Genomic DNA, 22,891 nt, shown 5'->3' with positions numbered 1-22,891 from the left:
GGCAGACCGACGCCTTCCCGGACAAGTCCGGTCCTACCGAATCAACACAACCCGGTAAGAGGGGACTTGTCCCCGAAGACGCCAGTGCAAACGCTGCGAAGCACTATTTTAGACGCTGAATCTATGTCAGATGTATCGGACCCTTCCCGAAACCAAAGCCTAAATCCCAGACAAAAAAATCCCCGAACCAGTCGGGGATTTTTTTGTTCAGACGATCAGCTCAAGAGCAGATCAGTCTTCGCGATAGCGACGCAGCTTCAACTGCTTGCCTGCAACGCGGGTGTCCTTGAGTTTGGTCAGCAGACGCTCAAGGCCATCTTCCGGCAGCTCAACCAGGCTGAAGCTGTCACGCACCTGGATACGACCGATAGCTTCGCGGGCCAGGCCGCCTTCGTTGAGGATTGCACCCAACAGGTTTTTCGCAGCGATACCATCACGCGCACCCAGCGCGGTACGGCAACGAGCACGGCCTTCGGCCAATGGAACCGGAGCGCGACGCTCACGATCACCACTACGCTCAGGACGATCACCCGAAGTCGAACGATCGCTACGCTCACGCGGTGCGCTGTTCGGCACCAGTGGACGGTCGCGTTCGATGGCAGCCAGGGTCAAAGCCTGACCGTTGGTAGCCTTGCGCAGCAGGGCTGCGGCCAGAGCACGCGGGCTGCAACCGATATCGGCGGTCAGGCGGTCAAGCAATTCGCCGTGGGTCGATTCAGCGTCAGCAACCAGTGGCGCCAGGCTGTTGGTCAATTTCTTGATGCGAGCATCGAGAACGGCCTGGGCATCCGGAAGGCGTACTTCAGCAACTTTCTGACCGGTTACACGCTCGATCACTTGCAGCATGCGGCGCTCACGCGGAGTCACCAGCAACAATGCACGACCTTCGCGACCGGCACGGCCAGTACGGCCGATACGGTGAACGTAGGACTCTGGATCGTAAGGCATGTCCACGTTGAATACGTGGGTGATACGCGGAACGTCGAGACCACGGGCAGCAACGTCGGTCGCTACAACGATGTCCAGACGGCCATCCTTGAGGGATTCGATAACGCGCTCACGCTGGTTCTGGGCGATGTCGCCGTTCAGTGCAGCAGCCTTGTAGCCTTTGGCTTCAAGGGCGCTTGCCAGGTCCAGGGTCGCTTGCTTGGTGCGCACGAACATGATCAGGGCATCGAAGTCTTCGACTTCAAGCAGGCTCAATACAGCCGAGGTCTTCTGGTCAGCGTGAACCAACAGGTGAGCCTGTTCGATCGCGGTAACAGTCTGGGTCTTGGTCTGGATCTTCACGTGCTTCGGATCGCGCAGATGGCGCTCGGCGATGGCACGGATCGACTGCGGCAGGGTAGCCGAGAACAAAACGGTCTGACGGGTAGCTGGCATGGCCTTGAAGATGACTTCCAGGTCGTCCATGAAGCCCAGCTTGAGCATTTCGTCCGCTTCGTCGAGAACCAGGTGGTTCACGGTCGCCAGGACTTTTTCGTCACGGCGAAGGTGATCACACAGGCGACCCGGAGTAGCGACGACGATCTGTGCGCCGTTACGGATTGCTTTAAGTTGTGGACCCATCGGCGCGCCGCCGTAGACAGCCACAACCGTTACGCCCGGCATTTGCTTGGCGTAGGTTTCGAAAGCGGTGGCGACTTGCAGGGCCAGCTCGCGGGTCGGAGCCAGGATCAGCGCTTGTGGTTCGCGCTTGGCTGGATCGATGCGATGCAGGATAGGCAGTGCGAACGCGGCAGTTTTACCTGTACCGGTTTGCGCCTGACCGATCATGTCGTGACCGGCCATGATGATAGGGATCGATTGCTGCTGAATAGCCGAAGGCTCTTCATAGCCAGTCGCGATGACGGCTGCAAGAATGTTTGGATGAAGTTCAAAAGCGGCGAAGCCGCCGAATTCCTGGGTCATGGGTCTGCCTCTAGTGCATCCGCAAAGACCCATGCTCCAAAGCTGCGCGTGCCGTGTACGACCCTAAAGTCACCCTGGCTGCTTTGTCGGCGGGGATTTGCGAAAACGTTTGATGAATGGATCGCCAAGGATAGTCCGCTGAGCGAACAAGCAGCCGAAGCTGGCTTCGGGGAATTGCAATACCTGGACGAGGCCCCGTTAAAGGCCGGCGCGCACTATACCGGAATTGCGCGAAAAAGTGAGGATTTTTTTCGGGGCAAAACAGTGGAATGTCCAAGTGTCACAGGCTTTGCGCAAATCCACTCGAAGGTCTATTTCGCCCAAAGCCCGGGATTGCTGGGGGCGATGCTTAAACGGTTCACCTTTCAGTCAGGCAGCTCGGATCCATTCCTACTCAAAGCGCTGGACCATCCTACACAACTTCCTCAATCAAGGAACGCCTCAGCCGTGACTCGATCATCAGGTCGCCGGGCGAATGTTCTTGATCAGTTGCAGCAACGAGTAGCCAAGGCGCGGTGCGAGCGTTTCAGCACGCTCGATCAGCGGCTCGACATCAAGCGTCTGTTCCAGATCGGCCGGCACGAAGAGAATCACGTTGCCTTCCTTTACCGGCAGTTCCCAGTAATGCCGGTGATAGAGGCCACGCAGCAACGCGGCACCCAGAGGTTTGCCATCATCGGCCGCCCATTGATTGATGATCAGCCAGCCGCCCGGATTCAGGCGTTGCTGACAGTTCTCCAGAAATTTCCAGGCCAGATGCCCGACGCCCGGACCGACGTCGGTGTACAGGTCGACAAAGATCAGGTCCGCCGACTCGGCCGTTTCCAGCAGTTCCAGAGCATCACCGATACGGATGAACAGCCGCGGATCATCGTCCAGACCCATGAATTCAATCGCCAGCCGCGGCACCTCGGGACGCAACTCGATGGCTTCGACGTCTTCCAGCGGCAGGAACTTGAGGCACGCCTGAGTCAGGGTTCCAGCCCCCAACCCCAGAAACAGCGCGCTTTCCGGCGCTTCATGGCACAGCGCGCCGATCAGCATGGCGCGGGTGTAGTCGTACTCCAGCCAGCTGGGATCAGCAGTGAAGGTGCAGCTTTGCTCGATGGCATCGCCGAATTCCAGGAAGCGGTAATCATCCACTTCAAGCACGCGGATCATGCCGAAGTCATCGTGTACTTCGGCCAGAATCCGCTCTACCCGCTCCTCAGTCATTGCTTCTCCTAACGGCGAGCTCAAGTCCAGCCTTGGCGATCGCACTCATTCGATACAGTCGCTCGACCCTGAGCGGGAAAGCGCGGATTGTCGGCCAAGCGGGGGCGCGCGGTCACGCTCTTTATGGCCCAGGGCCAATATCCCATTGAGCCGGCCTGTGCCGCCGATCATCCTGCATGCGCTGGCAGCCCGACACCGAACTGCTAACATGCTCGTCCGATTGCACTGACTTAGAGTCCACGATGAACCAACCCTGGAGTCCCGACAGCTGGCGGGCATTGCCCATTCAGCAGCAACCTCAATACCCCGATGCCGCGCATTTGCTGCACGTCGAACAGACGCTGGCCAGCTATCCGCCGCTGGTATTTGCCGGGGAAGCCCGTGAGTTGCGTCGCCAGTTCTCGGAAGTCACTCAAGGCCGTGCATTCCTGCTGCAGGGCGGCGATTGCGCGGAAAGTTTTGTCGAGTTCTCGGCGGCGAAGATTCGCGACACCTTCAAGGTGCTGCTGCAAATGGCCATCGTCATGACCTTCGCGGCGGGCTGCCCGGTGGTCAAGGTCGGGCGCATGGCTGGCCAGTTCGCCAAGCCGCGTTCGGCCAACGACGAAACCATCGACGGCGTGACCTTTCCGGCCTATCGCGGCGATATCGTCAACGGCATCGGTTTCGATGAGAAAAGCCGCGTGCCGGACCCGGATCGCCTGTTGCAGGCGTATCACCAGTCCACGGCGACCCTGAATCTGCTGCGCGCGTTCGCCCAGGGCGGCTTTGCCGATCTGCATCAGGTGCATAAATGGAACCTGGACTTCATTGCCAACTCGGCGCTGGCGGAAAAGTACAGCCAACTGGCCGACCGCATCGACGAAACCCTGGCATTCATGCGCGCCTGCGGCATGGACACCTCGCCACAACTGCGCGAAACCACCTTCTTCACCGCCCATGAAGCCTTGCTGCTCAACTACGAAGAAGCCTTCGTACGTCGCGACAGCCTCACCAACGATTTTTACGATTGTTCCGCGCACATGCTGTGGATCGGCGACCGCACCCGGCAACTGGATGGCGCACACGTGGAGTTTTTGCGTGGGGTGAACAATCCGATCGGGGTCAAGGTCGGCCCCAGCATGAACACCGACGACCTGATCCGCCTGATCGATATCCTCAATCCGGACAACGATCCCGGTCGCTTGAACCTGATCGCGCGCATGGGCGCCAACAAGGTCGGCGACCACTTGCCACAATTGATTCGCGCCGTGGAACGTGAAGGCAAGAAAGTGCTGTGGAGCTCTGACCCGATGCACGGCAACACCATCAAGGCCAGCAGCGGCTACAAGACCCGCGACTTCGCACAGATCCTTGGAGAAGTGAAACAGTTCTTCCAGGTCCACCAGGCCGAAGGCACCTACGCTGGCGGTATCCACATCGAGATGACCGGCCAGAACGTCACCGAATGCATCGGCGGCGCGCGGCCCATCACCGAAGACGGCCTTTCGGATCGCTATCACACCCACTGCGATCCGCGAATGAATGCCGATCAGTCACTGGAACTGGCGTTCTTGATTGCCGAGACGTTGAAGCAGGTCAAGCGCTAACCTCCTGTGCAGACTGTGTGGGAGCGAGCTTGCTCGCGAAGCTTCTGAAACGAGGCCTCGCCAACAAGTTGGTTCCTACAGCAACGCTTCAAACGCCCACTGTAATTTTCTGCCACTCCCCCGCTGGCAATTGATCTGCACCTGCGGCAACCCCAGCCAATCTGCCAGTTGCCGCAGATTGCTCGCCAGCGCGTGCATGCCCTCCTCGTCCAGCCCGGTTTCTTCTTCGTGCACCGCATGCACGGCCAAACGGCCAAAGGCGCGTTCGGCGCGCAGGTCGACGCGGGCGGCGATGCGTTCGTGGTGCAGGAACGGCAGCACGTAATAGCCATAAATCCGTTTGGCCTGGGGTGTGTAAATCTCCAGCCGATAGCGGAAGTCGAACAGCCGCTCGGTGCGAGCCCGCTCCCAGATCAGTGAGTCGAATGGCGAGAGCAAGGCGCTGGCCGCCACCTTGCGCGGGACCTTGCTGTCCGGCAGACAGAATCCCGGCTGACGCCAACCCTGGACCTGGACGACGTGCAGTGCGCCGGCTTCTACCAGTTCGGCCAGCGCCACCCGGCTCGGCAACGGGTCCTGGCGGAAATAGTCACGCAGGTCTTTCTCGGTACCGACACCCAGCGCCGCTGCCGCGTGCAGCAGCAAGCCCTGTTGCGCGTCGTTTTCGCCGACTTCGGGGTGATCCAGAATCGCTGCTGGCAGCACTCGCTCGGGCAAATCATAGAGCCGTTCGAACCCCCGTCGCCCGGCCACCGTCACTTCACCCGCAGCAAACAGCCATTCCAGCGCCATCTTTTCCGCACTCCAGTCCCACCATGGCCCGGCGCGCTCCTCGCGGGTGCTCAAACTGCCTGCGCCCAACGCGCCCTGATCGCGAACGGCCTGTAAAACTCGGGCAATGGTCGGCTGTTGTTCGCGACCGAAAGTCGCCAGCTGTTGATAAATGCCTTCGCCCTGAGCCGCGCGCTGCATGCGCCAACGCATCAAGGGATACAGTTCGATGGGCAGCAGCGAGGCTTCGTGGCCCCAGTATTCAAAGAGTTTGCGATGGCGGCCCTGACTCCAGGCGGCCTGATCGAGGAGTGTCTGGGAATAGTAGCCCAGGCGGGAAAACAGCGGCAGGTAATGGGAGCGAACCAGAGCGTTGACCGAGTCGATCTGCAAAACACCCAGGCGCTGGATCAATTGCGTGACATGGCTGGACTTGACGATCGCTGGCGGCTGCCGCCCGTTGAAACCCTGGGCGGCCAGCGCCATGCGACGTGCTTGTTTGAGCGACAGTTCTAACGGCATGCGAGGCTCCCTGTGAACCCCAACGCTACCTGATAGCACCGGCTCTTGTCAGCGCTTCATCGGATCGACCCAGAAGTGCCGCTCGGTTTCCTTATAGACATCCGCGCGACTCAGACCGAGATCCTTCAATGCCTCATCGCTCAACTCGGCCAGTTGCCGACGCTGCTGATGCAGCTCGTACCAACGCGAAACGTGGCCTTTCACAGACCGGAGCAAGCGCTCGATCCACGAATCATGAGACAGGGTTTTAAGCACCAGCACATAACCTTTTTGACCTTTCATCATCTTGCCCTCCAAGTGGGATGACTAAAGTCTCGCGCTGGAGCTAAGATCAATCCAACGAATGTTTCTTATGCACTGCATCTGGGAGATTGATGTATTGGCCAGCTTCCCGAGTATCGACACAGAACTGCTGCGTACCTTTGTCGCCATCGCCGACGAGGGCGGGTTTACCCGTGCGGGCGAAGCGGTAAACCGCACGCAGTCGGCGGTCAGCATGCAGATGAAACGGCTTGAAGAAGACCTGATTCAGCGCCCGCTGTTCCAGAAGCAGGGCCGTAGCGTCAGCCTGACGATAGAAGGCCAGGTGCTGCTCGGCTATGCGCGCAAAATCCTCAAGCTGCATGGCGAAGTGTTCAACACCCTGCGCGAGCCGCACATGGTGGGCATGGTAAAAATCGGTACGCCCGATGATTACGCCATGCGCTTTCTACCCGGAATCCTGTCGCGCTTCGCCCAGGCCTATCCTCTGGTGCAGATTGAAGTGCACTGCGAGCCGTCGAAACAGCTGTTGCAGCGTCAGGACCTGGATCTGAGTATCGTCACCCGCGAACCGGGCACCGAGATCGGGCAGATTCTGCGTCAGGAACGTTTTGTCTGGATGGAGGCGCAGGGCTTTTCGCCCCATGAACACACGCCATTGCCGCTGGCGATGTTCAATACCGACTGTTTCTGCCGAACCTGGGCCTGCAATGCGCTGGATACCATGCAGCGCGATTACCGCATCGCTTATACCAGCGCCAGCCTCGCGGCAATCAGCGCTGTAGTGACTGCGGGACTGGCGATTACTGCGCAGCTGGAAAGCCTGCTGACGCCGGATCTGCGCATCATCGGCGAGGCTCAGGGTTTGCCGCAATTGCCGCTGGCCAGCATCGTGCTGCTGCGCAATCCGCACAGCGTTTCACCCATCACCGAATGCCTGGCCGAACACATCGCCGAAGGCTTCAAACTTTAAAGGCAAGGACTACGGCGCAGATCACCAGAAAGCCACAGAACAGCGAACGCAGCAGGCGCTCGGGCAGCGAGTGAGCCAGTTTCACCCCCCAACTGATACTCGCCAGCCCGCCGATTGCCAGGGGAATGCCCATCGACCAGTTGACGTGGTCATGCAGTGCGTAGGTAAACAGGGTGATTGCGGTACTTGGGGTCGCCAGTGCCAGCGCCAGGCCTTGGGCGACAACCTGGGTCGCACCGAAGAACCCGGTCAGGATTGGCGTGGCGATGACTCCGCCACCGACCCCGAACAAACCGCCGGTGATGCCGGAACCGACACCCAGCAACCACAAGCGATTGGTGTGCCGCAGGTCGGTGCTGGCATCGCCTTTGCGCCAATACATCTGCACCAGGTTAAACACCGTCAGGATGATGAGAAAGACCACGAAACTGATACGCATGGATTGTGGATCCAGCCGCACCGCCCACAGCGAAGTCAGCCAGGCGAAGCAGAAACTGGGAATGATCAGCATCATGGCATTGCGCAGCGAAATACGATTGCGCTGGTTGTAGCGCCACAACGCCAGTAACACGTTGGGCAACACCATCAACAGCGCGGTGCCTTGTGCCAGTTGCTGATCCAGCCCGAACAGCACGCCCAGCGCCGGGATGGCAACCAGGCCGCCACCAATTCCGAACAACCCACCCAATGTGCCCATGGCGGCGCCCAACAACACAAACATCACTACGTCGATCACACCGCTTCCCCCGAATTATTGGCAAGCATGCTACGCATTCTCGCGGGAGTGGCAAATGAATAGCGCTGACCGAGACCGGAATTTATCTGGCGCATTAAAGATCAGGGCACTAAATTGTTTGGTAACGACACATTCGTACAAAAGGACTGCCCATGAACGCAGACGATATCTCTACACCCGACGTCTCGGAGCCATGCGAAGCCTTGCTGCTCGACAATCAGCTGTGTTTCGCCCTCTACTCGACCTCGTTGCTGATGACCAAGGTCTACAAACCGCTGCTCCAGGCATTGGGCCTCACGTATCCGCAATACCTGGCGATGATGGTGCTCTGGGAGCAGGACGGCTTGACCGTTGGCGACGTGAGCACCCGTCTGTTGACCGATCCCGGCTCCTTGACGCCGCTGCTCAAACGCCTTGAAGGCGAAGGCTTCATCACCCGCACGCGCAGCAGGGAAGATGAACGCGTGGTCCTGCTGCGTCTGACTGAGCAAGGTCGCGCCTTGCAGAAACAAGCCATGCAAGTGCCTGGCTGCATCCTCTCCGCCAGCGGCCTGGATCTGGAGAAACTGCAGAAAATGCAAAGCGACCTGCTGCAGCTGCGCGGGAATTTGCGTGAGCATGTTTGATTAGACCCCCTCCCTTTTGGAGCCAGGCTTGCCCGCGAATCGGCCGTAGGAGCGACTGTAGGAGCGACCGTAGGAGCGACTGTAGGAGCGACTTCAGTCGCGAGCCGCTCATCAATTGCCCTCCCAGCTAAAGCCGGTCCTACAGCCTCGCTCCAACAGAGCATCTCAAATTCAGAGGGTTAAAATATTATCTTGCGCGCAAACTATTCGTGCGCTACATTTGCTTCATGCTCGGTTAGCGCACAAACATTTAGCGCAAGCAGACAACTTTTTTCAAAACCAATCCCTACCATCAGTTCTCTTTTTCGCGAGGCAACGCCATGGACACTCTCTACACAGCAATCGCAACTGCAACCGGCGGCCGTGACGGTCGTGCTGTTTCCAGCGACAACATCCTCGACGTCAAACTCGCCACGCCAAAAGAACTCGGCGGCGCAGGCGGTGCGGCAACCAACCCTGAGCAATTGTTCGCTGCCGGTTACTCGGCCTGCTTCATCGGCGCACTGAAATTCGTCGCTGGTCAAAGCAAACGCACCATTCCGGCAGACGCCTCGATCACTGCCCACGTCGGCATCGGCCAGATCCCTGGCGGTTTCGGTCTGGACATCGACCTGAACATCAACCTGCCAGGCCTGGAACAAGCCGACGCAGAGCAGTTGGTCGAAGCTGCGCACCAGGTGTGCCCATACTCGAACGCCACTCGCGGCAACGTTGATGTGCGTCTGCATGTAACGGTCTAAACGCCGCCCACAAAAAAGCCCGCATCGCTGCGGGCTTCTTTGTAACTAGACAGTGTTACTGCGGTAAAAGCTGTGCTTATTTAGCACGGCCTTTGTAGGAACCGCCGTCACGGGTGTCGATTTCGATCCGGTCACCGATTTCGATGAAGTCAGCAACTTGCAGCTCGGTACCGTTGCTCAGCTTGGCAGGCTTCATCACCTTGCCGGAAGTGTCGCCACGAGCCGAACCTTCGGTGTAGTCAACTACACGGACGATGGTGGTCGGCAGCTCTACGGAAACCAGGCGCTCTTCGAAGAAGATCGCTTCGCAAACGTCGGTCATGCCTTCTTCAACGAATGGCAGAACGGCTTCGATGTCTTCAGCGTTCAGCTCGTACATGGTGTAGTCAGTGGTGTCCATGAACGTGTAGGTGTCGCCGCTGATGAAGGACAGGGTCGCTTCTTTGCGATCCAGGATCACGTCATCAAGCTTGTCGTCAGCGCTGTAAACGATCTCGGTCTTGTAACCGGTCAGCAGGTTTTTCAGCTTGGTCTTCATGATCGCGCTGTTACGACCGGACTTGGTGAATTCAGCTTTCTGAACCAGCCAAGGATCGTTTTCGAGACGAATCACGGTACCGGGTTTGAGTTCTTTACCAGTTTTCATTGCGTATATCCGAATTTGGATGGAAGTTGCCGAGGCTCTGTACGAGAAACCGCTTTCCCGTGGGGCAGAAAGGTCTTTTTCGTACAGAGCCTAATCTCAAGGCCGCGTATCATACGAAACTCCACAAAACAGTACCAGCGCCGCAGCAAGATCAGCGTGCGAGGCCTGTTCCAGACACCAGCGTTGCGCGTGGTTTTCAATTTCCGGCCATTGTTGCGTCAGCGCCAGCCAGCTTGCACTGCCATTGCGCCCGGCATTCCAGGCCCGCCAGAAATCGGTCAGGGCCTGTGCGGCAGGCTGCGAGAGCCCCGCAAGGTAGAGCTCAAGAAAGGCATCGAGCTTGGCCCAATGCGCATCGTCGTCCTGTTCATAGATGTGCCAAAGCAGCGGTCGCCCCGCCCATTGCGCACGCACGAAAGAGTCTTCGCCGCGCACGACGTTGAAATCGCAGCACCATAACAGCCGGTCGTAATCTTCCTGCCTGACGAACGGCAACACCTGAACGGTCAAGGCACCACGCTTTTCCAGCGCGCCGGCCTGCAAACTGTCGACGCCCAGCCAGCGTTGCAGATCGCCGAGGATGCGGCCTTCCGGAACCAGCAGATGAGTGGGTCGGCTGTCCGTCGACAACACATCCAGCCAGCCGCCCAAGCCCGGATTCTCATAAGCAAACAGCGAAATCAGCCGGGCATCCTGTTCAGGCTTCACGCTTAACGTCTGCAGGAAATTGCCCTGTGCAGCCTTGTCATGCTGAAACGCCTGACGCGCTTCGATCAGCCCGCTTTCCCGTAACAGGCCACCGGTCGTCGGACGAAATCCCGGAAAGAAGAAGAATTTGCGCAACCCATTGGACTGCACCGACGGCAAACCATGGCAACCGGCAACCCACTCCTCGGCGCTGAGGTATTCCAGATTCACCCACACTGGCCTTGGCGAGCATTGCAGGATGGCTTCGGTGTACGCAGGCGGCAATCGGCAGGCAAATGCCTCGACGATCACGTCAGCGACTTCCACGGGTTGCCATTCTTTGGGCCAGTGGTGAACGCTGACGCCCTCCTGCCACTGTTGCGCAGCCTGCGCATTGGCCGTTGGACACAGACGCGTGAAAGCCTGCAGATCATCGACCCACAAACGCACCGCCACGTCGTGCTCGGCCACCAGTTGTCGGGCCAGGCGCCAGGTCACGCCGATGTCGCCGTAGTTATCAACGACGCTGCAAAAAATGTCCCACGAGGCTTTCATTTGCGGCTCCCTGCGGCCCGAGAATCAAAAACGCTGATTGTCCGTCAGAACAACCCGCATCCACCAGCCTTAGGTCATGGCACAATCGCCATCACCTGCCGTCAACGCCGAGAACACGTCATGCCCCTTTCAAGTCGTCGCGAGCTGAACGTCTCAGTCCATCCATTGAAGCTCATCGTCTGTATCGCACTGGGCATCTGGCTTGGGATCGCTGCGGTGGTGTTGACTGGCGTGCTGGTGTTGCGAGCCATACCCGAGGCGCAGACTCAGGCGGTGAGCAACGCGGTCACTCGATTGAGTGCGCCAGCCGCCGCGCCAGCCGAGTCGGAAAAGACCATGTTCGAGAAGTACGAACAGAATCTGCGCGAGAGCGAAGCGCGGCAGGCCATGGAGCAAACCCAGGAACAGCAGCAAAAAAGCTTCAGTGCGCCGAAATGCAATTTCTGGCTGCAACAAGACCGAACGGCGCCGAGCGACAAGAGCCGCGCCAATGTGATTCAGTTCTGCGGATAGACCATGAACAAGCAAACCGTCCTGCAAGCCATCATCGACAAACTCAAGGTCGATCTGGGCGTTGCCCAGCGGGCCGCGCAGACCGCCTATGAAACCGCGACCCACGAAGAGAACATCGCCGAGAACAAGTACGACACGCTCGGCCTTGAAGCTTCGTACCTTGCGGCAGGCCAGGCGCGCCGCGTCGAAGAGATTCGCCAGTCGCTGCTGCTTTATCAGAAATTGAGTATGGCGCCCTTCGATGAGCAACGGGGTATCCAGACCGGCGATCTGGTAACGCTGCAAACCGAAACCGGTGCAGAACAGCATCTTTTCCTCGGCCCGGATGCCGCTGGTCTGAAGATTCGTCTCGAAAACGACGTCATCACGGTGATCACGGCCCGAGCGCCGCTGGGCCAAAGCCTGCTGGGCAAGTTCGAAGGAGATGAGCTGGAAATCACCGTCAATGGCAGCAAGCAATCGTTCGAAGTCACACAGATAGTGTGATCCGCTATTCATTTACAGGGTTGATCGCTCCAGCTTTTTCTGGGTATGGTGGGCCGTCGCCACAAAAACCCGTGACCGGGACTGAATAGCCGGAAGCAAGGACTTAGTAAGTAGGAGATATTTCATGACAAACGTCATTACTTTCCCTGACGCCCATGAACGTGATCACCTCAAGTCAAGTGACCATCCTGGGCTCAGATACCTGAACAAGAAAGAGCGACTGCTGATCGACCAACTGCGTCAGACCAGCCATGCAGGACGCCAGTACGTCTACGACTACGCGAGCATCATGCACCTGTCCAAACCGCTGCATCCTGAACCGGTGGATTAAACACCAAGCATGTGGGACCGGATCCCCGTCAGCTCAAAAGTGTTCAGCAATCATTCAGCGCTCCTGAAGCACCAGCCCTGCACAAGCGCCTATAGTGGCCGCATGTATTGGTTATCAGGAATCCGCCATGAATACCGCTGCGCCTGGGCAGGCTTCAACCGAGCCCGCTGTAAAAACTGTCGACCATCTGCGCTTTCATAAACGTCACGCGCATTTAACCAGCACCTTCGGCAACGATTCGTTTGCCCTCAAAGCGGAAGCCTTCGCCCGGTTTTTCGGCACGCCGACGTTCCTCGGTGCGCAAACCGTCATCGTCCTGCTCTGGATTGCCTGCAATGCGACCGGCCTGACCCATTTCGATATCTACCCCTTCATCCTGCTCAACCTGGCGTTCAGCCTGCAGTCGGCCTATGCCGCGCCGCTAATCCTGCTCGCCCAGACGCGTCAGGCCGCGCGGGATAAAGCCAATGCCGACGCCGATGCCCAGCACCGCGAAGACCTGGCTGTCGCCAACGAGCAGCGTCTGGCGATGGCCGCGCAAAACGCCGAGCAGATGCTGACGTTGCTGGAGCAGAACACCCGACTGACGGAGCTGACCAAGTCCCTGACCGAACGCATCGAATCCCTGACGCTGGACATGCACAAGCATTTCGTGAAGCGCGACAGCATCGGCTGAACCCTTTCCCCATCGCCGGAGATTTTTGAGATTGCAACCGTAATTAAATCGCAGGATTATGGTCGTAATCTTTCATGTTTCTTGAGTGCCCAACACGGAGTCAATGCCATGCAAAACTTCTCCCGCGACGAAAAAACCGCCCTTTGGCTGGAAGAGGAACAAGCCATCCGCGCCAGCCTCGGCCCGGCGGGCACCACGAGCCTGGCGGAAGTGGCGCTCATGGAGCCGACGGATTTTCTCGAGCGCATCAAACGTGGCGAACTGCCCTGCCCGCCCATCGGGGAATTGATGGATTTCATTCCGCTGCGCTGGTCGCCGGGCGAGTTCATCTTCCAGGGCACTCCCGATGCCCGGCATTACAACCCGCTGGGCAGCGTGCATGGCGGTTATGCCGCGACGCTGCTGGACTCATGCATGGGCTGTGCGATTCATACCCGGCTCAAGAAAGGCCAGGGCTACACCACCCTTGACCTGCGCATCAGTTATGTCCGCGCCCTGAGTCATGGCACCGGCCCGGTTCGCGCTGAAGGCAAAGTGCTGCATATCGGCCGTTCCACCGCCTTGGCCGAAGGGCGTTTGTACGACGTCGATGACCGGCTCTACGCCATCGGCAGCACCACTTGCATGATTCTGGACATGAACAGGTAACCCTCAATCAGCAGGAACGATCTCGCCCCGACACTGACCAAACAGACAGGCTCATTCGTGATTGCCAGGCAATTATCCCTTTCCGGTTCCACTGTTTTTCCTCAAGGACCAAGCCGGGATACTGGGTCACGTCTTATCTTTCACCTTCACGGAGTACCGCAATGACAGTTCCAGCATTTGGCCTTGGCACCTTCCGCCTCAAGGATCAGGTCGTCATCGATTCGGTCACCAATGGTCTTGAAGTCGGCTACCGCGTCATCGATACGGCGCAGATCTACGGCAACGAAGCTGAAGTCGGCCAGGCCATCGCCGCCAGCAGCGTGCCACGCGAAGCGTTGTTCATCACCACCAAGATCTGGACCGATAATTTCGCCGCCGACAAGCTGATCCCGAGCCTCAAGGAAAGCCTGGCCAAGTTGCAAACCGATCACGTCGACCTGACGTTGATCCACTGGCCATCGCCGCAGGGCAAAGTCTCGGTGCGCGAATTCATGACCGCGCTGCTGGAAGCCAAGCAGCAGGGTTTGACCAAACAGATTGGCATTTCCAACTTCACCGTGGCCCTGATGCAGGAAGCCATCGACGTGGTCGGCGCGCAGAACATTGCCACCAACCAGGTCGAGCTGCACCCGTACCTGCAAAACCGCAAGGTGGCGGAATTCGCCAAAGAGCACGGCATTCAGATCACCTCGTACATGACCCTGGCCTATGGCGAAGTGCTGAAGGACCCGGTCATCGAGCAGATCGCCAAGCGTCATGCCGCGACTCCGGCGCAAGTAACGCTGGCCTGGGCCATGCAACTGGGCTACGCGGTGATTCCGTCGTCGACCAAACGCGCCAATCTGCAAAGCAATCTGAAGGCCTGCGACCTGACATTGAGCGACGAAGACATGGCGCAAATTGCCGCCCTGGACCGTGGCCATCGCCTGACCAGCCCGGCCAGCCTTGCGCCGCAGTGGGATTGATCTGACAGGGTCGAGCGATGCTGCCGCAACATCGCTCGATCCGTCTTATTGCCAGCCGAAACGACGGCTGTAGAAGCCTTTTACTGCCTGGGTCAGCGCCATGTAAGCCAGGAGGATCAGCGGCAGGTACACGAAGTACATCAGCGGCAAGGCCTGCAATTTGAAATAGCCGGCCAACGGTCCCATGGGCAGGAAAATCCCGACCGCCATGATGATCCCGGTCATGATCACCAGTGGTGTCGCGGCACGGCTCTGGATAAAGGGGATTTTCGGCGTGCGGATCATGTGGATCACCAACGTCTGGGTCAGCAGGCCCACCACAAACCAGCCGGACTGGAACAGGGTTTGATGTGCCGCCGTGTCGGCGCGAAACACGAACCACATCATCAGGAAGGTGATGATGTCAAACACCGAGCTGATCGGACCGAAAAACAGCATGAAGCGCCCGATCTCGCCAGGCTGCCAGCGCTGCGGCTTCTTGAGCAGTTCCTCATCGACGTTATCGAACGGGATGGCGATCTGCGAGACGTCATAGAGCAGGTTCTGCACCAGCAGGTGCATCGGCAGCATCGGCAGAAACGGAATGAATGCGCTCGCCACCAGCACCGAGAACACATTGCCGAAGTTGGAACTCGCCGTCATCTTGATGTACTTGAGCATGTTGGCAAAAGTGCGCCGCCCTTCCAGCACGCCCTCCTCCAGCACTAGCAGGCTTTTTTCCAACAGAATGATATCGGCCGCTTCCTTGGCGATATCCACCGCCGTGTCAACCGAGATGCCAATGTCCGCCGTGCGCAGTGCGGGCGCATCGTTGATGCCATCGCCCATGAAACCCACCACATGGCCATTGCTTTTGAGCAGGCGAACGATGCGCTCCTTGTGCGCCGGCGTCAGGCGGGCAAACACGTTGTGGGTCTCGACGGCCTGGGCCAGCGCCTGGTCGTCCATGCGTTCCACATCGCTGCCCAACAGCAGTCCCTGTTGCGCGAGGCCGACTTCGCGGCAAATCTTGGCGGTGACCCGCTCGTTATCGCCGGTCAGCACTTTCACCGTCACCCCATATTCGGCCAAGGCCTTCAAGGCAGGCGCAGTGCTTTCCTTGGGCGGATCGAGAAAGGCCACGTAACCGATCAGGGTCAGCGCCTGTTCATCGGTGACGCCATAGCTATTTTTCTGCGCCAGGGATTCACGGGCGGCGACCGCCACCACCCGCAAGCCTTCGTCATTCAAGCGGGCGGTGACGTGCCGAACCCGCGCCAGCAAGTCGGCATCCAGCGGCTCGATAATGTCGCCGTGCCGCACCTGAGAGCAGACGCTGAGAATCTCTTCCACGGCACCCTTGCAGATCAGCAGATGGGACCGGTCCGACTGCGCCACCACCACTGACATCCGACGCCGGGTGAAGTCAAAAGGGATCTCGTCGACCTTGGCAAACGCCGTCGCCACATTCAGTTCACGATGCACCTCCGCATGCTCAAGGACCGCGACGTCCAACAGGTTTTTCAGTCCCGTCTGGTAGTAGCTGTTGAGATAGGCCATGTCCAGCACCGCATCGGACTCGTCGCCCCACACATCCACATGCCGTTCCAGGAAGATGCGGTCCTGGGTGAGGGTGCCGGTCTTGTCCGTACACAGCACATCCATCGCCCCGAAATTCTGGATGGCGTCCAGGCGCTTGACGATGACTTTCTTGCGCGACATGACCACCGCGCCCTTGGCCAGGGTCGAGGTGACAATCATCGGCAGCATTTCCGGGGTCAGCCCCACTGCAACCGACAAAGCGAAGAGCACCGCCTCGGTCCAGTCACCCTTGGTGAAGCCATTGATGAACAGCACCAGCGGCGCCATGACCATCATGAAGCGGATCAGCAGCCAGCTGACTTTGTTCACTCCGGCCTGGAACGATGTGGTCGCCCGGTCAGTGGCGGTAACCCGCTGCGCAAGCGCGCCAAAATAGGTGCGATTGCCGGTGGTCACGATCACGGCCGTTGCCGAACCGGACACCACATTGGTGCCCATGAACAGAATGTTCTGCAGGTCCAGCGGCGTGCTGGCTTCAGCTTCCTGCTGGCAAACGAATTTCTCCACGGGCATGGATTCGCCAGTCATGGCCGCCTGCCCGACGAACAGGTCCTTGGCGCTCAACAAACGGCAATCGGCGGGAATCATGTCCCCGGCCGACAGGTGAATCAGGTCGCCGGGTACCAGCAAGCGGATCGGCAGCTCGATGCGCCGGATGCGTTCAGACAGGCCGCCATTACGCTGCTGGTTTTCAACCTGCTCCCCCGACTCCAGCCTGCGCAGGACCGTGGCCGTGGTGCTGACCATGGCCTTGAGCGCATCAGCCGCCTTGTTGGAGCGAGCTTCCTGCCAGAAGCGCATCAGGCTCGACAGCACCACCATCGTCGAGATCACCACCGTGGCTTCCAGGTCGTCAGTCAGAAACGAAATCAACGCCAGCAAGGTCAGCAGCAGGTTGAACGGATTGGTGTAGCAGTGCCAAAGATGCCGCCACCACGGCAAAGGCTGCTCGTGGGCCACTTCGTTCAGCCCGACTTGTTCGCGGCGCGTCGATGCCTGACTTTCACTCAGGCCATCGGCGTGGCTGTGCAAATCGGCCAGCAGGTTTTGCGGGTCACTGCGGGACGCTTTGCTCAGGGTTTGCGCCAGGGTATCGGGCACTTCACGGCTGACGCTGGCGGGCGCGATGCTTTCGAAAATCGTCAGCCGCCGGAAATGCCGATCAATGTGACGGCTGCGTAGAAAACTGGCGAATAACTCTTTCAAGAAGGACATTTTCAAGGCCGTCTCCTTACTGCATAACAGGAGAACCACGCGGGTACCGCCGTCGCAGCCCAACCTTGAGGCAGGGCACGGAGCGGCTCGCCTGTCGCAAGACAGACGCGTCCGTACAGCGGGCAAACGCAGGCGCAACAACGCCGCGATCAGCTGCTGATCATTTCAGTATCGATGAGGAGGCTTCGAAGGGACGGCCGCAGGGGACCGGTTACCAGGGATGCCGTTTCTCGCCTTGGGCAAGATAACGGCAGGAGCGACGCTGCGCGTTAACGTGCCAAGTGTGTGCAGGTTGCAAGAACCTGCCGACTACTGTCACTCGAACATGTACCCACGTGGGACTCCATTGGGGGGTTGTGGCGCGAAGCATACCCTTGGGTTTTGGCCGGGTAAACCGGGGTTGCCCGATAAAGACAGGCAACGCTCCGGTTGTTCAGGAAGGGTTCAGATTGCGGTCTGCAACCGACTGTTAGCCCACCGCCAACACCCGTTCCGGCACCGAGGCGCCACGATGACTCTGGGCCACGTTGGCATACAACGACGCAGCAATTTCGTCGGCGCGAATCGGCAGCACTGACAGCAGTGTGTCGCTCAAGCCGTGGCTGGCTTCGCAGAAACCCTGCATGTAGACCGATGCCTGGCAGCGCGCATCGGTTTTGATCCGGTAATCGCGGGACACTTCAAAATCGCCCATGTACTCAGCCAAGGGCGCCAGCAGGTGGCGATGCAACTGGCGCTCGTAGCCGGTTGCCAGCACCACGGCATCGTAAACCTGGGTTGTGCTTTTGTTGCTGGCGAGATTACGCATCACCATTTCGATCCCCTGCGCCGTAGCCGTGGCGGTTTCCACCGTGGTCAGGCTGTGGAAGGCGTGGCGAGCAATGCCGGAGACTTTCTGGCGATAGAACACACCGTAGATGCGCTCGATCAGATCGATGTCCACCACCGAATAATTGGTGCTGTGGTATTCGCGGATCATCTGTTCGCGTTGCGCACCGCCCTGGCTGAACATCAAGTCGGTGAACTCCGGCGAGAACACTTCGTTGACGAACGGGCTGTCGTCGGCCGGTTTCAGCGCCGAGCCGCGCAGGATCATGTCCACCTGCACCGACGGGAAGCTGTCATTGAGGTCGATGAACGCTTCTGCCGCGCTCTGCCCGCCGCCGATGATCGCAATACGCATCGGCTTGCCGTTGACGCACGCCTGTTTGGCCATGCGCTCCAGGTATTGGGAATGATGAAACACCCGACCATCATTTTTCAGGCCCGTGAACGCCTCGGGAATTCGCGGTGTACCGCCTGGGCTGACTACCACTGAACGCGTGGTGCGGACGTGATTCTGGCCTTGGGTATCCCGGGACAACACGCGCAGCGCTTCCACTTTGTTCTTGTGCAGCAGCGGCTCGATGGCGGTGACTTCTTCGCCGTAACGGCTTTGCTCGCCGAACTGCCCGGCGACCCAGCGCAGGTAGTCGTTGTACTCCATGCGGCATGGGTAAAACGTGCCGAGGTTGATGAAGTCCACCAGACGCCCGTGCTCCTTGAGGTAGTTCACGAACGAGAACGGGCTGGTGGGATTGCGCAGCGTAACCAGATCCTTGAGAAAGGAAATCTGCAGCTCGCTCTGGGTTACCAGCGTGTTGCCATGCCAGCGGTAATCGGCCTGTTTGTCGAGGAACAACACGTCCAGCGCACCGGCCGCTTCGCCGCGCTCCTGCAAGGCAATTGCCAGTGCCAGGTTGGAGGGGCCGAAGCCGATGCCAATCAGATCGTGAACCACGGCAGATGCAAGAGCCTGTGTCATTCCAGTGTCCTCAGGAGGTGTTGCGCACTCAATCGGGATGGCCAGCAAGGTGGCCTGTTGCAATAGGGAACGAGGGCTGTGAAATAAAATTTAACAATCAAGGGTCGTGGGAGCGAGCTTGCTCGAGAAGAGGCCCTTACGGCCAACGCATTGCTCGAATGGCGGCCATCGTCTTCGCGAGCAAGCTCGCTCCCACGCAGACTGCACGGCACCGGGACACTGCCTTAAATTCCCGCCCCTGCGTCACGTTTACCACTCAATCCCTTGCCTTTGACGGTCATCCATTGCATGAAACCGCCCCGCTCCGCCCGACGCCTGCTGTTCATCGCCCTGTGCCTGCTTCCCGTGATCGCCTACGCGACCTGGCACGCCTTGCCTTCTGGCCGGGCTGATCTGGCCACGGTGCAAGTGGTGCGTGGCGATATAGAAAGCAGCGTCACGGCATTGGGCACCTTGCAGCCGCGTCGCTACGTGGACGTCGGCGCTCAGGCTTCGGGGCAGATTCAGAAGATCCACGTGGAAATCGGTTCGCAGGTGACCGAGGGCCAGTTGCTGGTGGAGATCGATCCTTCAACGCAAAAAGCCCGCCTCGACGCCGCGCGCTATGCCATCGAAAACCTCGAGGCCCAATTGCAGGAACAACGCGCCGAACACGACCTCGCCCGGCAACGTGCGCAACGCCAGAAGACCCTCGCGGCGGGCGGCGCCACCCGTGAGGAAGACGTGCAGAGCGCCGAGGCCGAATTGCGCCGCACCAAGGCCCGCACGGAAATGTTTCAGGCGCAGATTCTCCAGGCCCAGGCCAGTCTGCGCAGCGACGAAGCCGAGCTGGGCTACACCAAGATTTATGCACCGATGACCGGCACCGTCGTCGCGCTGGACGCTCGGGTCGGTCAGACGCTCAATGCCCAGCAACGCACGCCGTTGATCCTGCGCATCGCCCGCCTCTCGCCCATGACGGTGTGGGCCGAAGTTTCCGAAGCCGACATCGGCCACGTCAAACCGGGCATGCAGGCATACTTCACGACGCTTAGCGGTGGCGGGCGACGCTGGCCGAGCACGGTGCGACAAATCCTGCCGATTGCGCCGATCCCGCTGGAGCAACTCAGCCAGGGTAGCGGCAGTCCGGTCGCTGCGGGCAAGGGCAGCAGCGGTCGCGTGGTGCTTTATACGGTTTTGCTCGACGTTGAAAACGACGATCAGGCGCTGATGGCGGACATGACCGCGCAAGTGTTTTTCGTCGATGGCCAGGCCCGGCAAACCCTGACCGTGCCCGTCGCCGCACTGCAACCCGGCCGTGACAGCCAGAGCCGTACGGTTCAGGTGGTGGCGAAAAATGGCGACATCCAGCAACGAGAAGTGCGTACCGGGATCAGCGACCGGCTGCGCACCGAGGTGCTGGAAGGCCTCGCCGAAGGCGACTATCTGCTACTCGGCCCGGCCAGCGGAAGTGGCGGCTGATGAGCACGCCACTGATCGAGCTGCAGAATCTGCGCAAATCCTACGGCGGCGGCGACACGCCTCAGGTTGATGTATTACGCGGCGTGAACCTGGCGATTTATCCCGGCGAGTTCGTGGCCATCGTCGGCGCCTCCGGCTCCGGCAAATCGACCTTGATGAACATCCTCGGCTGCCTTGACCGGCCCACCAGCGGTCGCTACCTGTTCGCCGGGGAAAATGTCGCCGGGCTAAACAGCGACGAACTGGCCTGGCTGCGGCGCGAAGCGTTCGGCTTCGTATTCCAGGGATATCACCTGATCGCTTCCGGCTCGGCCCAGGAAAACGTCGAGATGCCGGCGATCTATTCCGGCATGCCCGCCAGTGAACGCCACGCACGGGCTGCGGCCCTGCTGGAACGCCTGGGCCTGGCCAGCCGCAGCGCCAATCGCCCGCATCAGTTATCCGGTGGTCAGCAACAGCGGGTATCGATTGCCCGCGCCTTGATGAACGGCGGGCACATCATTCTCGCCGACGAACCCACCGGCGCCCTGGACAGCCACAGCGGCGAGGAAGTCATGGCCTTGCTGGATGAGCTGGCCCTGCAAGGTCATGTGGTGATTCTGATTACTCACGACCGGGAAGTTGCGGCACGAGCCAAACGGGTCATCGAGATTCGCGACGGCGAGATCATCAGCGATACCGTTCAGGACACGGCCGAGCCCGAACAGCCGGTGTCGGGCAGCCTGCAAGCGGTGGATTTGAAGCAGCGCCTGAGTCAGGGCAGCCAGGATCAGGGCGCCTGGAAAGGCGAGCTGGTCGAAGCGGTGCAAGCCGCGTGGCGGGTGATGTGGATCAACCGGTTTCGCACGGCGCTGACCTTGCTCGGCATCATCATCGGCGTAGCGTCGGTGGTGGTCATGCTCGCCGTAGGCGAAGGCAGCAAGCGCAAAGTCATGGCGCAAATGGGCGCGTTCGGTTCGAACATCATTTACCTGAACGGCACGGCCGCCAACCCGCGTGCACCTCAGGGCATCGTCAGCCTGGGCGACGTAAAGGCACTGGCCGTGCTGCCGCAGGTTCATAAGGTCATGCCGATCAATGGCAACTACGCCGCAGTGCGCTACGGCAACCTCGATCAACGGGTCTACGTCGGCGGCAGCAATACGTCGTTCCAGAGCATCTTCAACTGGCCGATGTCGGCAGGCAGTTTCTTCACCGATGCCGATGAAGCTTCCGCTGCCGCAGTGGCGGTGATTGGCGAACGGGTCAGGGAAAAACTGTTCGGCCAGACCAATCCGCTGGGGCACTACATCCTTATCGAGAATGTACCGTTCCGGGTGATTGGCGTGCTGGCGACCAAAGGCGCCAGTTCCGGTGACAAGGACAGCGACCTGCGCGTGGTGGTGCCCTACTCCGCCGCCAGCGTGCGTCTGTTCGGCAAGGAAAACCCCGAATACGTGGTGATCGCCGCTGCCGATGCGCGCAAGGTCAAGGACACGGAAAAGGCCATCGACCAGTTGCTGCTCGGCCTGCACAACGGCAAGCGCGACTACGAATTGACCAACAACGCCGCCATGATCCAGGCCGAGGCCAGCAGCCAGAACACCCTGTCGTTGATGCTTGGGTCGATTGCGGCGATTTCGTTGTTGGTGGGCGGTATCGGCGTGATGAACATCATGCTCATGACCGTCCGCGAACGAACCCGGGAGATCGGCATTCGCATGGCCACCGGCGCACGCCAGCGCGACATCCTGCGCCAGTTCCTGACTGAAGCCGTGATGCTTTCGGTGGTCGGCGGTGTCGCCGGCATCGGCCTTGCGCTGCTGATCGGCGCGGCGTTGCTGCTCGGCAAAGTGGCCGTGGCGTTTTCCCTGAGCGCCGTGGCTGGAGCGTTCGCCTGCGCGCTGGTCACCGGCGTGGTCTTCGGTTTCATGCCCGCCCGCAAGGCCGCCCGCCTCGATCCGGTCACGGCGCTTTCCAGTGAATAGATCCTGCCAGTG

21 protein-coding genes are annotated in these 22,891 nt (G+C 59.6%); 12 read left to right on the top strand and 9 right to left on the bottom strand.

The genetic code is table 11. From position 1 onward, the window contains the following. Positions 1-231: 231 nt before the first annotated feature. Both AABC73_RS07940 and AABC73_RS07935 read right to left on the bottom strand, forming a co-directional pair. On the bottom strand, positions 232-1,944 hold the full coding sequence (locus tag AABC73_RS07940; RefSeq protein ID WP_170826309.1) for a DEAD/DEAH box helicase: 1,713 nt from the start codon (positions 1,942-1,944) through the stop codon (positions 232-234). A 426-nt stretch (positions 1,945-2,370) separates the two neighbouring features. Continuing rightward, positions 2,371-3,126, bottom strand: coding sequence for a spermidine synthase (locus AABC73_RS07935; protein ID WP_341523124.1), 756 nt, complete (start codon positions 3,124-3,126; stop codon positions 2,371-2,373). Positions 3,127-3,368: 242 nt separating this feature from the next. Here AABC73_RS07935 and AABC73_RS07930 point away from each other — a divergent pair, with 242 nt between their 5' ends. Beyond that, on the top strand, positions 3,369-4,715 hold the full coding sequence (locus AABC73_RS07930) for a 3-deoxy-7-phosphoheptulonate synthase class II (protein WP_341523123.1): 1,347 nt from the start codon (positions 3,369-3,371) through the stop codon (positions 4,713-4,715). Between the two features lie 75 nt (positions 4,716-4,790). On the opposite strand, the gene AABC73_RS07925 is transcribed toward AABC73_RS07930, so the two are convergent. Beyond that, positions 4,791-6,008, bottom strand: a complete 1,218-nt coding sequence (locus tag AABC73_RS07925) for a winged helix-turn-helix domain-containing protein (protein WP_341523122.1) — start codon at positions 6,006-6,008, stop codon at positions 4,791-4,793. A gap of 48 nt (positions 6,009-6,056) precedes the next feature. Continuing rightward, complete coding sequence (locus tag AABC73_RS07920; protein WP_331151768.1) at positions 6,057-6,293, bottom strand: DUF1127 domain-containing protein; 237 nt, start codon at positions 6,291-6,293, stop codon at positions 6,057-6,059. Positions 6,294-6,387: 94 nt separating this feature from the next. Here AABC73_RS07920 and AABC73_RS07915 point away from each other — a divergent pair, with 94 nt between their 5' ends. Then, positions 6,388-7,242: a LysR substrate-binding domain-containing protein gene (locus AABC73_RS07915; RefSeq protein WP_341524190.1), complete on the top strand. Its 855-nt coding sequence runs from the start codon at positions 6,388-6,390 to the stop codon at positions 7,240-7,242. On the opposite strand, the gene AABC73_RS07910 is transcribed toward AABC73_RS07915, so the two are convergent. Continuing rightward, positions 7,232-7,978, bottom strand: coding sequence for a sulfite exporter TauE/SafE family protein (locus AABC73_RS07910; RefSeq protein ID WP_341523121.1), 747 nt, complete (start codon positions 7,976-7,978; stop codon positions 7,232-7,234). The genes AABC73_RS07915 and AABC73_RS07910 overlap by 11 nt on opposite strands. A gap of 152 nt (positions 7,979-8,130) precedes the next feature. Between AABC73_RS07910 and AABC73_RS07905 the strand changes: the two genes are divergently transcribed. Both AABC73_RS07905 and AABC73_RS07900 read left to right on the top strand, forming a co-directional pair. Then, the gene (locus AABC73_RS07905; RefSeq protein ID WP_341523120.1) at positions 8,131-8,604 is read left to right on the top strand and encodes a MarR family transcriptional regulator; all 474 of its coding nucleotides are present in this window, start codon (positions 8,131-8,133) and stop codon (positions 8,602-8,604) included. Between the two features lie 320 nt (positions 8,605-8,924). After that, the gene (locus AABC73_RS07900) at positions 8,925-9,344 is read left to right on the top strand and encodes an organic hydroperoxide resistance protein (protein WP_122665787.1); all 420 of its coding nucleotides are present in this window, start codon (positions 8,925-8,927) and stop codon (positions 9,342-9,344) included. Between the two features lie 76 nt (positions 9,345-9,420). On the opposite strand, the gene AABC73_RS07895 is transcribed toward AABC73_RS07900, so the two are convergent. Further along, a complete protein-coding gene (locus AABC73_RS07895; protein ID WP_020290627.1) occupies positions 9,421-9,990 on the bottom strand; it encodes an elongation factor P in 570 nt (189 codons plus the stop codon). Positions 9,991-10,086: 96 nt separating this feature from the next. After that, a complete protein-coding gene (earP, locus tag AABC73_RS07890) occupies positions 10,087-11,232 on the bottom strand; it encodes an elongation factor P maturation arginine rhamnosyltransferase EarP (protein WP_341523119.1) in 1,146 nt (381 codons plus the stop codon). A gap of 120 nt (positions 11,233-11,352) precedes the next feature. Here earP and AABC73_RS07885 point away from each other — a divergent pair, with 120 nt between their 5' ends. From AABC73_RS07885 to dkgB, 6 genes are all read left to right on the top strand, one after another. Beyond that, the gene (locus AABC73_RS07885) at positions 11,353-11,745 is read left to right on the top strand and encodes a hypothetical protein (RefSeq protein WP_341523118.1); all 393 of its coding nucleotides are present in this window, start codon (positions 11,353-11,355) and stop codon (positions 11,743-11,745) included. A 3-nt stretch (positions 11,746-11,748) separates the two neighbouring features. Further along, complete coding sequence (locus tag AABC73_RS07880; protein WP_341523117.1) at positions 11,749-12,231, top strand: GreA/GreB family elongation factor; 483 nt, start codon at positions 11,749-11,751, stop codon at positions 12,229-12,231. A 124-nt stretch (positions 12,232-12,355) separates the two neighbouring features. Then, positions 12,356-12,562 carry a hypothetical protein gene (locus AABC73_RS07875; protein WP_065832671.1) on the top strand — a complete coding sequence of 69 codons (207 nt, stop codon included), beginning with the start codon at positions 12,356-12,358 and terminating at the stop codon, positions 12,560-12,562. A 127-nt stretch (positions 12,563-12,689) separates the two neighbouring features. Then, a complete protein-coding gene (locus tag AABC73_RS07870) occupies positions 12,690-13,238 on the top strand; it encodes a DUF1003 domain-containing protein (protein ID WP_341523116.1) in 549 nt (182 codons plus the stop codon). A 108-nt stretch (positions 13,239-13,346) separates the two neighbouring features. Beyond that, a complete protein-coding gene (locus tag AABC73_RS07865; protein WP_331149635.1) occupies positions 13,347-13,886 on the top strand; it encodes a PaaI family thioesterase in 540 nt (179 codons plus the stop codon). Between the two features lie 161 nt (positions 13,887-14,047). Beyond that, on the top strand, positions 14,048-14,851 hold the full coding sequence (gene dkgB, locus AABC73_RS07860; RefSeq protein ID WP_341523115.1) for a 2,5-didehydrogluconate reductase DkgB: 804 nt from the start codon (positions 14,048-14,050) through the stop codon (positions 14,849-14,851). Positions 14,852-14,896: 45 nt separating this feature from the next. Here dkgB and mgtA read toward each other — a convergent pair whose 3' ends face one another. Further along, positions 14,897-17,653 carry a magnesium-translocating P-type ATPase gene (mgtA, locus tag AABC73_RS07855; RefSeq protein ID WP_341523114.1) on the bottom strand — a complete coding sequence of 919 codons (2,757 nt, stop codon included), beginning with the start codon at positions 17,651-17,653 and terminating at the stop codon, positions 14,897-14,899. Positions 17,654-18,116: 463 nt separating this feature from the next. Then, positions 18,117-19,451 (bottom strand): SidA/IucD/PvdA family monooxygenase, encoded by a 1,335-nt coding sequence (locus AABC73_RS07850; protein ID WP_341523113.1) that lies wholly within the window; start codon positions 19,449-19,451, stop codon positions 18,117-18,119. Between the two features lie 288 nt (positions 19,452-19,739). Here AABC73_RS07850 and AABC73_RS07845 point away from each other — a divergent pair, with 288 nt between their 5' ends. Together AABC73_RS07845 and AABC73_RS07840 are read left to right on the top strand one after the other, a co-directional pair. Beyond that, positions 19,740-20,912: an efflux RND transporter periplasmic adaptor subunit gene (locus AABC73_RS07845; protein ID WP_341523112.1), complete on the top strand. Its 1,173-nt coding sequence runs from the start codon at positions 19,740-19,742 to the stop codon at positions 20,910-20,912. Further along, on the top strand, positions 20,912-22,879 hold the full coding sequence (locus AABC73_RS07840; protein ID WP_341523111.1) for a MacB family efflux pump subunit: 1,968 nt from the start codon (positions 20,912-20,914) through the stop codon (positions 22,877-22,879). The genes AABC73_RS07845 and AABC73_RS07840 overlap by 1 nt, the downstream gene beginning before the upstream one ends. The last annotated feature ends 12 nt before the right edge of the window (positions 22,880-22,891 follow it).

The organism is Pseudomonas sp. G.S.17, assembly GCF_038096165.1.
In the GTDB taxonomy this organism is placed as follows: Bacteria; Pseudomonadota; Gammaproteobacteria; order Pseudomonadales; family Pseudomonadaceae; genus Aquipseudomonas.
Note: the sequence above shows the minus strand (reverse complement) of the source record. Positions and strands in the feature narration are given on the sequence as shown.